Origin of the sequence: Clostridium lamae (assembly GCF_033043255.1) — a bacterium.
In the GTDB taxonomy this organism is placed as follows: domain Bacteria; phylum Bacillota; class Clostridia; order Clostridiales; family Clostridiaceae; genus Clostridium; species Clostridium lamae.
The window spans coordinates 1-12,102 of record NZ_JASCQJ010000023.1; the positions used below are offsets into that span (position 1 = coordinate 1).

At 30.1% G+C, this 12,102-nt stretch carries 10 protein-coding genes and 14 tRNA genes; 4 read left to right on the plus strand and 20 right to left on the minus strand.

What is annotated here, in order from left to right; all coding sequences use genetic code 11:
- Positions 1-419: 419 nt before the first annotated feature.
- A tRNA-Arg gene (locus QK892_RS11545) sits at positions 420-496 on the plus strand.
- Between the two features lie 148 nt (positions 497-644).
- On the opposite strand, the gene pulA is transcribed toward QK892_RS11545, so the two are convergent.
- From pulA to rph, 17 genes are all read right to left on the minus strand, one after another.
- Positions 645-2,636 (minus strand): type I pullulanase, encoded by a 1,992-nt coding sequence (gene pulA, locus QK892_RS11550; RefSeq protein ID WP_317273703.1) that lies wholly within the window; start codon positions 2,634-2,636, stop codon positions 645-647.
- Between the two features lie 145 nt (positions 2,637-2,781).
- A tRNA-Gly gene (locus QK892_RS11555) sits at positions 2,782-2,855 on the minus strand.
- A gap of 6 nt (positions 2,856-2,861) precedes the next feature.
- Positions 2,862-2,936: transfer RNA gene (locus QK892_RS11560), tRNA-Gly, on the minus strand.
- Between the two features lie 28 nt (positions 2,937-2,964).
- Positions 2,965-3,048, minus strand: a tRNA-Leu gene (locus tag QK892_RS11565).
- Positions 3,049-3,057: 9 nt separating this feature from the next.
- Positions 3,058-3,133: transfer RNA gene (locus tag QK892_RS11570), tRNA-Lys, on the minus strand.
- A gap of 3 nt (positions 3,134-3,136) precedes the next feature.
- Positions 3,137-3,211: transfer RNA gene (locus QK892_RS11575), tRNA-Gln, on the minus strand.
- A gap of 8 nt (positions 3,212-3,219) precedes the next feature.
- Positions 3,220-3,295, minus strand: a tRNA-His gene (locus tag QK892_RS11580).
- A 6-nt stretch (positions 3,296-3,301) separates the two neighbouring features.
- Positions 3,302-3,377 (minus strand) — tRNA-Lys (locus QK892_RS11585).
- A 5-nt stretch (positions 3,378-3,382) separates the two neighbouring features.
- A tRNA-Arg gene (locus QK892_RS11590) sits at positions 3,383-3,459 on the minus strand.
- A 27-nt stretch (positions 3,460-3,486) separates the two neighbouring features.
- Positions 3,487-3,560: transfer RNA gene (locus tag QK892_RS11595), tRNA-Gly, on the minus strand.
- A 15-nt stretch (positions 3,561-3,575) separates the two neighbouring features.
- Positions 3,576-3,651 (minus strand) — tRNA-Pro (locus QK892_RS11600).
- A gap of 6 nt (positions 3,652-3,657) precedes the next feature.
- Positions 3,658-3,734: transfer RNA gene (locus QK892_RS11605), tRNA-Arg, on the minus strand.
- A gap of 75 nt (positions 3,735-3,809) precedes the next feature.
- Positions 3,810-3,883, minus strand: a tRNA-Gly gene (locus QK892_RS11610).
- 15 nt (positions 3,884-3,898) lie between these two features.
- Positions 3,899-3,974 (minus strand) — tRNA-Pro (locus QK892_RS11615).
- A gap of 149 nt (positions 3,975-4,123) precedes the next feature.
- A complete protein-coding gene (locus QK892_RS11620; protein WP_317273704.1) occupies positions 4,124-4,600 on the minus strand; it encodes a metallophosphoesterase in 477 nt (158 codons plus the stop codon).
- Positions 4,601-4,609: 9 nt separating this feature from the next.
- Positions 4,610-5,221, minus strand: coding sequence for an XTP/dITP diphosphatase (locus QK892_RS11625; protein ID WP_317273705.1), 612 nt, complete (start codon positions 5,219-5,221; stop codon positions 4,610-4,612).
- A 3-nt stretch (positions 5,222-5,224) separates the two neighbouring features.
- Positions 5,225-5,971, minus strand: a complete 747-nt coding sequence (gene rph, locus QK892_RS11630) for a ribonuclease PH (protein WP_317273706.1) — start codon at positions 5,969-5,971, stop codon at positions 5,225-5,227.
- A gap of 97 nt (positions 5,972-6,068) precedes the next feature.
- Here rph and QK892_RS11635 point away from each other — a divergent pair, with 97 nt between their 5' ends.
- Positions 6,069-7,649, plus strand: a complete 1,581-nt coding sequence (locus QK892_RS11635) for a hypothetical protein (RefSeq protein ID WP_317273707.1) — start codon at positions 6,069-6,071, stop codon at positions 7,647-7,649.
- A gap of 28 nt (positions 7,650-7,677) precedes the next feature.
- Here the strand turns inward: QK892_RS11635 and QK892_RS11640 are convergent, their stop codons facing one another.
- Positions 7,678-9,177, minus strand: coding sequence for an ABC transporter substrate-binding protein (locus QK892_RS11640; protein ID WP_317273708.1), 1,500 nt, complete (start codon positions 9,175-9,177; stop codon positions 7,678-7,680).
- Between the two features lie 147 nt (positions 9,178-9,324).
- Here QK892_RS11640 and QK892_RS11645 point away from each other — a divergent pair, with 147 nt between their 5' ends.
- Positions 9,325-9,582 carry a hypothetical protein gene (locus QK892_RS11645; RefSeq protein WP_317273709.1) on the plus strand — a complete coding sequence of 86 codons (258 nt, stop codon included), beginning with the start codon at positions 9,325-9,327 and terminating at the stop codon, positions 9,580-9,582.
- A gap of 141 nt (positions 9,583-9,723) precedes the next feature.
- Here the strand turns inward: QK892_RS11645 and QK892_RS11650 are convergent, their stop codons facing one another.
- The gene (locus QK892_RS11650; RefSeq protein WP_317273710.1) at positions 9,724-10,044 is read right to left on the minus strand and encodes a thioredoxin family protein; all 321 of its coding nucleotides are present in this window, start codon (positions 10,042-10,044) and stop codon (positions 9,724-9,726) included.
- A gap of 102 nt (positions 10,045-10,146) precedes the next feature.
- Between QK892_RS11650 and QK892_RS11655 the strand changes: the two genes are divergently transcribed.
- Positions 10,147-10,863 carry a superoxide dismutase gene (locus QK892_RS11655; RefSeq protein WP_394855026.1) on the plus strand — a complete coding sequence of 239 codons (717 nt, stop codon included), beginning with the start codon at positions 10,147-10,149 and terminating at the stop codon, positions 10,861-10,863.
- 118 nt (positions 10,864-10,981) lie between these two features.
- Here the strand turns inward: QK892_RS11655 and QK892_RS11660 are convergent, their stop codons facing one another.
- The gene (locus QK892_RS11660; protein WP_317273711.1) at positions 10,982-12,091 is read right to left on the minus strand and encodes an ABC transporter ATP-binding protein; all 1,110 of its coding nucleotides are present in this window, start codon (positions 12,089-12,091) and stop codon (positions 10,982-10,984) included.
- Positions 12,092-12,102: the final 11 nt, after the last annotated feature.

A 12,102-nucleotide genomic window follows, 5' to 3' on the forward strand; every position in this document is an offset into this window, starting at 1 on the left:
AGATTCTCACTTAAGACTTAAAAGAATTGCTGGTTTACTTTATACTTAACTTATATTCTGTTCAATTTTCAAAGATCATGTTTACTTCGCATTTAAGCGACTTCTATATGTTATCATCTTGAGTTTGCATTGTCAACATATTTTTTTAATTTATTTTGCCAACGCCTCAGGAACATTGACTATTGTATCATAGCTTTATTTTAATTCAAATAAACTTAATTCATTTATTTAAATTTATTTACTATTTACTTTATTTTTATTCATATTTCTTTATTTTATACATACTGATACACTAGGATATGTTTAACTTAAATGATTTAATATTTAGTATATTTTTATTAAAAATTAATTATTTATTATATAAAACTAGCAATCAAGGCATATTCATAATATAATATAGTATATTTTGAAATATTTATGCATCTATAGCTCAGCAGGATAGAGTGCTGGACTTCGAATCCAGGCGTCGGGGGTTCGAGTCCCTCTAGGTGCACCATCGACTTACAAAACGCAATCCGTATTGTGTTTTGTAGGTTTTTTAATTTCCATTATCTTATCACTAAAGTTATTTATCTATAAAAATAGAGTAGAAATTTTCTACTCTATTTTAGTCATTCTTAGTTCTTTATCTAATTCATTTTATATTAGCTATAATCATACCTTAATATTAATGCTGATATACCTTTTACTTTAATCTTTGAGTCATTTATTTTATAAATACCATTTTCATTTATATCTTTATAATCTAGAACAACTATAAATCTATTATGTTCTAACTCTACTTCGACATCATGTTTATTCCCATTAAATATAACTACTATTTTCCCCAAAGGATCATTAACATTATCTCCTTCTGCTATATAGCCAACAATATTTTCATCCTTAAAATTCTTCCCGAATTTTAGAAAACTAATATTCTTATTAATATCATTACTTGAATCCATTTTAAATATTTTATGATTTTTTCTAAGCTCAATCAAACTTTTATAATAATTGAAAACATATAAATACTTTTCTTTTTTGCTCCAATTAAATTTATTTACGTAATCTGATGATTTATAGCTATTTTCTACTAAAGTTCCATCTCTCTCTTCTTTACTTCTAAGTATTTCATCTCCTGAATGAATAAATGGTATTCCTTGTGATGTTAATATGATAGCAGCTGCTAACTTGTTCATTCTTATTCTTTCTTCTATTGTTGATGAGGACTCTACTAAAGATAACTTATCCCAAAGCGTATAATTATCGTGAGCTGAGGTATATGTTATAACTTGATATGGTTCATTAGCCCATGGTTTTTTTGAGTAGTTAAGCTTATTGAAATCTATATCTTTGTGATTTGTTGATGCAACTATTCCAAATTTTATAGTTTCCTCAAAACCAATTCCTCCGTTTATAAATCCACCCTTTTCCACTTCAAACACGCTTCCCTTTATAGCATCTCTTATATCATCACTAAATGCTCCTACTTGTATATTACCAAAACACTTTATATTTTCCTTTAATGTCAATATTGAATTATGAAGTGGAGACTCTCCGGCCTTCCAGCCTTCGCCGTATATTAACACACCATCATTTAACTCTGATCTAATTGACTTCATAGTTTCAATATCATGAAGGCCCATCAAATCAAATCTAAATCCATCTATTTTGTATTCTTTTACCCAATATTTCACAGAGTCTAAAATGAATTTTCTTACCATAGTTCTTTCTGAAGCTAATTCATTTCCACATCCTGATCCATTTGAAAAACTCCCATCTTTATTAAATCTATAATAATATTTAGGTACTATTTTATTAAAATTAGAATTTTCAGTATCTGCAGTATGATTAAATACCACGTCCATAACAACTTTAAATCCTAGCTCATGAAGATTCATTATTAGTTCTTTAAATTCTCTTATTCTAACCTCACCATCATAAGGATTTGTTGAGTAAGATCCCTCTGGTACATTATAATTTAAAGGATCATACCCCCAATTATACTCTTCCTCATCATAATACATTTCATTTACAGTTTTATAATCAAATGCTGGAAGCAATTGTATCACATTTACACCTAATTCCTTTAAATGATTTATCCCCGTCTTTATGCCACTACTTAAACCTGCCGTATTATTATGAAATCCCTTAAACTTTCCTTTTATATCATCTTTCACACCTGAATTATAATCTATTGTGAAATCCCTAATATGTACCTCATATATAATTGAATCTAGATGACTCTGAAATTTGGGAATTTTATGACTTTCCCATCCAATAGGATTAGTTCTTTCTAAATCTATTACCATCCCTATATTTCCATTAACTCCAACTGATTTTGCATATGGATCCACTACTTCACTCTCTATTCCATTGTTTTTTATAATATAGTTGTAATATTCTCCGTGTAAGTCTCCAACTACTTCTATTTCCCAAAGACCTCTTTCTTTATATTTCATATCTTTAATATCCTTATACTTTTTATTACAAAGATATCCATCATTACCCCTAAAAATTATTTTTACAGATTGCGCATTTGGTGCCCAAACCCTAAAAATCGTTTTCTCTTTATTGTAAATCGCTCCCAATTCCCCATCATACTTATATAGTTCATCAAACTCTTTCACCAAATTTTCTTCAAAAAAATTGAACATATAATCCCTCCCACAAAGCAATTATATTATAAAAAATTCTATTTTTATATTTATTCTTTTAATTTTATATTTAAAACAAATTTAAAAGCTATATTTTGTTATTTTATAAAAAAATAAAAAGCTTACGATAACTCGTAAGCTTTTTTGGAGCGGGTGATGAGAATCGAACTCACGTAACTTGCTTGGAAGGCAAGGGCTCTACCATTGAGCTACACCCGCATATTATGGAGCGAAAGACGGGACTCGAACCCGCAACATTCACCTTGGCAAGGTGACGCTCTACCATTGAGCCACTTCCGCTTATTTTTCTGAAGTTTTAAAATATATATGGTGCAGATGAAGGGAGTCGAACCCCCACGCCAATGGCGCTAGATCCTAAGTCTAGTGCGTCTGCCAATTCCGCCACATCTGCATATATATTTGGTGGCTTACCCGGGAATCGAACCCGGTACACCTTGATTAAAAGTCAAGTGCTCTACCGAATGAGCTAGTAAACCACATGGCTGGGATAGCAGGATTCGAACCTACGAATACCGCAGTCAAAGTGCGGTGCCTTACCGCTTGGCGATATCCCAGTATTTAATGGGGTGAACGATGGGACTCGAACCCACGACAACCAGTGCCACAAACTGGCGCTCTACCAACTGAACTACGTTCACCATTAATGGTGCGTTATCAGGGGATCGAACCCGGGACACCCTGATTAAGAGTCAGGTGCTCTACCAACTGAGCTAATAACGCATATATGGTGCGTGTTAAGAGATTCGAACTCCTGGCCCACGCCTTAGAAGGGCGTTGCTCTATCCAGCTGAGCTAAACACGCATATTAACCATTAATATCTTATGTTTATGGAGCGGGTGATGAGAATCGAACTCACGTAACTTGCTTGGAAGGCAAGGGCTCTACCATTGAGCTACACCCGCATATTAAGTTTTAAATGGTCGGGGTGACAGGGATTGAACCTGCGACCTCATGGTCCCAAACCACGCGCGCTCCCATCTGCGCCACACCCCGAGATAATGGTGCGTGTTAAGAGATTCGAACTCCTGGCCCACGCCTTAGAAGGGCGTTGCTCTATCCAGCTGAGCTAAACACGCATTCTCTCGTAAAGAACATAAACTATTTTATATCATTACTGTCTACTTGTCAATATCTTTTTTAAAACCTTTTATTGGAGCGGGTGATGAGAATCGAACTCACGTAACTTGCTTGGAAGGCAAGGGCTCTACCATTGAGCTACACCCGCATATAAGGTTTTAAATGGTCGGGGTGACAGGGATTGAACCTGCGACCTCATGGTCCCAAACCACGCGCGCTCCCATCTGCGCCACACCCCGAAAGCTAATATCTCTCAGCGACAATGTTTATTCTACAATAGGAACAGCAATCCGTCAATACATTTTTTTTAAAAATTTTAATATAACTATTCACTTATTACATAAGCCATTAAAAATAAACATCTTAAGACGGACTGCTAAAGCTCTAACTATATTTCTTCCAAATATAGTTTAGGATTTTTACCTTTATCTAACTCTATAAATCCCATTGTTTTCTTCATACCACCATATGGTAACGATATACTGCCAGGGTTCATCATAGATATTCCATCATGCATACTTATTAAAGCTTTATGTGAATGTCCAAAGAGTAAAATATCAGCATCTATTTCTTTGCCTTTATAAAATATAGTATTGTACTCATTTTTTACATTATACATATGTCCATGAGTTACCAATATTTTTGTTCCCATTACATCTATGATTCTTTCATATGGATATTCATTACTAATATCACAATTACCTCTGACTGCATATATCTCTCCATTAAAATCTTCTTCTAATAATCTAGTATCAGGCGCTCCATCTCCACAATGTATAATTATATCTACATTCTCTAAGTGTTTCTTAACTAGATTTATAGATGAAGAGTCATAATGGGAATCACTTATTACAGCAATTTTCATTTTCTCCTCCTACAATAATTCCTCTATTATTTTCCTTGCCTTTTGAAGAGCAACTCCTCTATGTGATATTTTATTCTTATCTTCTATGCTAAGTTCGGCAAAGCTTTTATTAAATGGTTCATAAAAGAATAATGGATCATATCCAAAACCCCCATCCCCATTTTCCTTATTTAAAATATATCCATCAACAGTTCCTTTGACACTTCTATATTCATTCCTATCATTTACAATAGCCAATTGACAAACAAATCTTGCATTTCTATTTTTATACTCCACGTCATTTAACTTTAAAAGAAGCTTCTCATTATTTTTCTTATCATTTCCATGCTCACCAGCATATCTCGCTGAAAAAACTCCTGGTTCACCATTTAAATATTCTACTTCTAACCCTGAGTCATCAGACATTACTATAAAGTCTTTTTCGCCTCTTTTTATTAATTCTTTATATATTTCTATGCTTTTCTTTTTTGCATTTTCTTCAAAAGTAAGTCCATCCTCTTCGACCTCTATATTTAATCCTATATCTTTCAAAGATAAAACTTCAACTCTTATATCACTTAAAACTCTTTTTATTTCTTTAATTTTACCTACATTATTACTAGCAATAACTAATTTCTTCATAAGTTATTTTCCCCCAGTACCTATCCATAATGCATCCATTTTTAATGAATCCTTTTGTATTTGAATCATTTGCTTTATACCCTTTTGAGCTAAATCTAATAATTCATTTAATTCATTTCTATTAAATGGTGATTCTTCTCCAGTTCCTTGCACTTCTATAAACTCACCTTCGTCTGTAGCCACTATGTTCATATCAACCTTTGCATTAGAATCTTCTTCGTAACATAAGTCTAAAATTTTCTCATCTTTAAGAATACCAACACTTGTAGCACTTACGAATTTTCTAATAGGATATACTTCGAAAGGTTTTTCTTTATGAAGCTTATTAACTGCATCTACTAATGCTACAAAGGCTCCTGTTATAGACGTCGTTCTAGTTCCTCCATCTGCCTGTATTACATCGCAATCTATCCATATAGTTTTTTCTCCAAGTGCTTTTAAGTCCATGATAGATCTTAAAGCTCTACCTATTAATCTCTGAATCTCCATAGTTCTACCATCTATCTTTAGCCTAGCTATATCTCTAACTTTTCTTGTTCCAGTGGATCTTGGTAGCATATTATATTCAGCAGTTATCCATCCTTCACCTTGCCCTTTTAAAAATGGTGGGACTTTATCCTCGATTGAAGCTGTACAAATTACCTTTGTGTCACCAACCTCTATTAGAACAGAACCTTCTGCATATTTTGTATATCCTCTTGTAATTTTAGTTGCTCTAACTTGATCATTTTTTCTTCCATCTATTCTCATGTTATTACCTCCAGTTCTTAATATTATAAAAATTTATGCACTATTTTAACTTTCAACTCATATTATTAGTATGAGGATTAATGAAGAGGTGAAGAATTTGCGATATATAGGACCTTACTTTAGAATGAATAAATTATCTTATAAAGAAATTAACGGCCAACTTTTTCATTTATCAAAGGAAGCCATAAGAACCTTGGTTCTAGAGTCAAAATGTGGATTAGTTGATTCTATTAAAAATTATAAAAAATTATCATCCTCCATTGATATTACCACATCTACCAATTTTTCTCCACTACTATGTATATATAGAAAATCATCTCCTAATTATATTCATAGTAAGAATTACAATGGATTTGATGAAGAATCATTCAAGAAAGAAGTTTCTCCGACAACCAATGCACTATTGACTACAAGTATACTTAATTTATCTACTTATTATTCTAGATTTAAAGATGTAGATGAAAAATTATATTCTTATTCTAAAGTATATAAAAAACTTTCAAAACGACAGCTTGAGTTTTATTCAGTTAACCTTAGAGACAATGATGGTTTTTTTACAGAGAAAAAAAACTTATCAGAAAACAATTATAAAGGTTTTAATCTTGTAGATAAAAATAATAAATTTAAATTCTCTGATCAAGCATTTATGATGGTAGCTTATAATCTATATTCAATATTATACCCAGAAGATAAACTTTCATCAGACTATAATAGCTTTTCTCTTGAAATACTTAATACACTCATGGATTTTAAAGAAAAGATATATGATTGCTCCTTCGAAGAAATATGCAAGATACTTACTGCTCTTAATATGTTTTACAGTAATTCTGAAAATAAGGATGCAGAAATATTAATTATAGATTTAACAGATTTCTTAATTAATAAATTTGATGAAAAAGACTACTATGTTGATTCTTTAGATTTTACTACATTATTTGCTTTAAATTTAATCTTAGCTCATAAGTACACTAAGATAATTGCTTTTAATGAGAAATCCAAAGATATATTAAAGAAACTATTGTCATTCTATGATGATGAAAAAGACGTCTTTCTAAAATTATCTAGTAAGAAGGATATGAAATATAGTTGTTTTGATATTGCCTTTTATTTCTTAGCATTATTTATGCATGCGAAAGAAGATAATAATGAGATGGAATACAAAAATATTATTTCTTCATTATATAGAAAATACTTTATTAATTCCGGCATAATTACATCTTGGCCAGATGCACCTACATTAGATGATGCTGAAAGATACAGGGGATTAACATTTAATTCAGCCGATATGCTTGATGAAGGTTTCTTTAAATTATCCACTACCCAATCACCATCAAGCTCAGGAATAGCTCCTGTATTTAAGAAAAATGTTACTTATTCAAAAAAGAAAAACTCATTTTCTTCATCTAACTCATCCTTTGATAGCTATAAGAATTTGTATATATACAATTTAATTATATTCTTATTTAAGGATGACTTTATGTTAGAAACTAATTTATTATCTACTCCTTCTGATTATAGATTAGATGATAATGACTCTATTGATGATAATGATTTAGAAGTGAATGATGAAATAATTAATGACAATAATAAAAGTAAAAGTAAAGATAATGAAGTAAAAGATAAAAGTACTGTTCCTAAAGATGATTCTATAATCGAAGAAGAATCAACTATAAAATAATAAAGACTGAGACATACCTCAGTCTTTATTATTTTTGTATTTCGTTGAAATTTATATTTCCATTTCCATCTAAAACAAGATTTTTAATTTCTTTATTAATAGCGATATTATCATTATAGAAAACTAATGGCAGCACACTATAATTACTAAATAACTCTTCTTCTATACTTAAAAACTTTTCTAGTCTATCTCCTTCTGTTTTAGCAAGTAATAATTTTTCTTTATTATCACTATCTAAGAATTTTACTAAACTGTTGTAGATTGATGCCTCATTAGAAAGTGTTAAATCACCTTGAATTATCGCAAAGTCATAGTAATTTGCCTCATCAATAGAATTTAATTCTTCGCTTGTAATTAAATCATATACTAAATTAATATCGGTATTATTCTCAAACCAGGAAGATAAGTAATCGCATATTTCTTTATTCTCGCTTCCTTCTTTTGCTACAATATGTAATACTTCAGGCTTAACCCATTCTCTATCTTCTGTACTCATTACTTTTCTAGCTTGAAGCTTTTCTAGATTCTCCTTGTCTTCTCTAAAATAACTTCCTTCAGCCAATTCAATATACATACTATTTTTGATCTCATATTCTTCTAAAGCCTTATTTACTAATCTATAAACTTCTCTTCTACCTTCTACTTTCAGTGTAGTATCTTTAGGATTAAAAGCTAAATACATAGCTTTATTAGATTTCAAATTAATTAATCTTCCTTCTGAACTCAATCTATTTAGTTGACTCTTTGGTGGATTAATAACTAAATCTCTTCCCCCCACTTCAAAAGAAGCCATAGCTACTTCTTCCCCTTCATAGGGAATGATAGTTATTCTATCAACTATATTTTTATTCGTCTTTTCATTCCTCTTAAGATTTAATTCTGACATAGTACTGCCTTCGATTTTATAGTTACCTGAATAAATTAAATTAGCATAATTTTTTTTTATATTTTCCCAAAGTAAGACATTTTTTCTGATTCTATATTGTGGTGTAGTAAGTTCCTCTATAAATTTATCATCCTTTGAATTCAATCTAAATATTATATTTTCTTCATTAAACCTTATACCAACGTCTTCAGTAAAAGATCCTTCTCCATTTCTAAACCTCTGTGCACCATATACGTTCAGTAATGCAGCTATATTTTCCTCATTTTCCTCTGTTAATATTTCTCTAAAAAATGTTGCAATATCTTTTGGTGTTATTTTAGTTCCATCGCTCCAAAATACATCACTTCTTATTTTAAAGTCATATTCTAGCCCATCATCCCTTACTTCAACACTTTCTGCTAGAGAAGGTTTTATTTCATTATTTTCATTTATTTCTACTAATCCTCTACTAGTTGCTGTAACAATATCTTGTGCTCTTTTATCTAAACTTCCTACTGCTTTGAAATCTGTTGGTATTTCAGAAATTGAGTATATAACTTCATCATTATTCTTTTCTCCATTTGGTGTAGAAACATCTATAAAGCCTATTAGAAAGCTCGCAACTAAAGCTGAAGATATTAGTGTTATTATTAATTTCTTCATATATACTTCTCCTTATGGTTAGTATCCTTTAGAATTATATCCACATAAATACATATTTAATCACAAATACTAAAATTTATATAAATATGCAAACTTTGTTTTTCTATATGCTATAATACTCTATATACATTATGGAGGAATATTAATATGGATTTAGCAGTACAAATTTTTCAAATAGTCTTTTATAGTATAGGAACATTATTTATGCTAACCTTTGCTATTATAGGTGTATGGGCTTTTATTACCTTTACTAAATACTACAAAACAAAAAGAATTGAAAATTATCTACTTGAAAAAATTTATCAAGCCATAAATCAAATTTCTTATAAAAATAATAGTACACTTAATGAAAATTCTGATGAGAATCTAATTGGTATTGATGATATATTAGATGAAGAAGATTAATGAAGATTTTTATAGATATTTAATTACTATTCATAATTATTAATTTTACTTGTAATTCATACGTAATATATTTGGATAATAAGTTTAAAATCAAAACAAACAAGGGTGAAGCTTATTAACCTAACTTCCCCTTCTATAAAGCTATAAGTCGTAAAAAATCATATTATAGTATCGATCTATTGAGTTTTTAAAATCTAACATATCAAAGTGTCTTCCTATTCTTAAAGTTTCTTTTCCATCAACAAATAATAATAAAATAGGTAACGAAAAAATATTATAAGTTGCTGCTATCTCTTCATTTCCTACAGCGTTAACTTCTATGAATCTCACTTCTTTATAATCTTTAATTATATTTAACACTTTATTCTTTATAGCATCACAAGCCCCACAACTTGAACCACTAAAATATACTATATTTATTAAATTATCTTTTATAAATTCTTCAATTTCACTTTTTTTCATATTACCTCCAAATTATTCATTCTTTATATATATTATATCATTTAAACAAATTATTTATAAAATTCCTTTTCTTTGTAAATACTAAAATAGGAGGTGTTATATTTGAAGAAAAAATATACAATATTATTACTAGCAACATTATCAATTATTACATTCATTACTTTAATTCCCACACTTACTGCAAAAAGTAATCGCTTAGCAGACTCTCAATTCGAGCTTAAGCCTTTGCCTTATTCTTATGATGCATTAGAACCATATATAGATAAGGAAACTATGATGCTTCATCATGATAAACATGAGAAAGCATATTTAGATAATCTAAATAAGGCAATTTCTAAATATCCTGAATTATATAAGAAGGGCTTAGAAGGAATTTTAACAGATTTAAACTCAGTTCCTGAAGATGTAAGAGAAACTGTTAAAAATAATGCAGGTGGTGTTTATAATCATGAATTCTTTTGGGCAATAATGTCTCCTGAAAAAGAGCAAACAGCAAAAGGCGAATTATTAAAAGCTATCAAAAAAGAATTTGGATCTATTGATAGTTTTAAGACCAAGTTTAAAGATGCTGCTTTAGGCAGATTTGGTTCTGGATGGGCTTGGCTCGTTGTTGATAAAGATGGTAAGTTATCTATAATTTCTACTGCAAATCAGGACTCTCCAATCTCTCAAAATTTAACTCCTATATTAGGAATAGACGTATGGGAACATGCATATTACTTGAAATATCAAAATAAACGTGGAGATTATATAGATAATTGGTGGAACGTAGTTAATTGGAAACAAGCAGAAGATAACTATATTTCAAATAATAAATAGCTATACTAAATAAAAATGGAGCTGTTCTCACAGCTCCATTTCAATATTCTATTTATTTTAGAAACTCACTAGGGAGTTTCCTCACTATTTTTTTCATTTTTAATTATTTCATTTTTTCCTAGAATATAGTATTTTGCTCTTCTTTATCAAATAAATGCATCTTATTAGAGTCAATTCCAAATTCTATTGGATCGCCAATCTTATAATCTGCTGCTGTTCTTGACTTAATTATAAAGTTTGCATTATCTTTCTTAACATGGATATATGTTTCAGCTCCTAAATTCTCAGTTAAGTCAACTTGTCCGCTAAAAGTAATAACTCCAGTTTTAGTTAATTCTTCTTTATTGTGATATATATTTTCTGGTCTTATACCAACTATTACCTCTATATTTTCAGCATTTTTTTCTTTTAAAAGTCCAAGTTTATCAGCTGGAATTTCTATTAATTTATCGAACACCTTAACATATTGCTTTCCGCCTTCAATCAAAGTTTGTCCGTATGTCATATTCATTTGTGGACTTCCTATAAATCCTGCAACAAATAGATTTGCTGGGTGATTGTATATTTCAGTAGGTGATGCAACTTGTTGAATAACTCCATCTTGCATAACTACTATTCTAGTTCCTAAAGTCATAGCCTCTGTTTGGTCATGTGTAACATATATAAATGTTGTATTTAATTCATTATATAATTTAGATATTTCTATTCTCATTTGAACTCTTAATTTTGCATCAAGATTTGATAATGGTTCATCCATTAAGAATACTTTCGGACTTCTAACTATAGCTCTACCCATAGCAACTCTTTGTCTTTGTCCACCTGATAAAGCCTTTGGCTTTCTATCTAATAAATGCTCTATGTCTAATATTTTAGCTGCTTCCTTTACCTTCTTATCTATTTCATCCTTCGGTAATTTTCTTAACTTTAATCCAAATGCCATATTTTCATAAACTGTCATATGTGGATATAATGCATAGTTTTGGAAAACCATAGCTATATCTCTATCTTTTGGTGCTACATCATTAACTAATTTATCATCAATATATAATTCTCCACCAGATATTTCTTCTAGACCAGCTATCATTCTTAGTGTAGTTGATTTACCACATCCTGATGGTCCAACAAAAACGATAAACTCTCTGTCTTCGATATCTAAGTTAAAGTTCTTAACTGCTTCAAATCCATTTTCATATACTTTTTGAATATTATTTAATTTTAAACCTGCCATTTTCTCTCCTC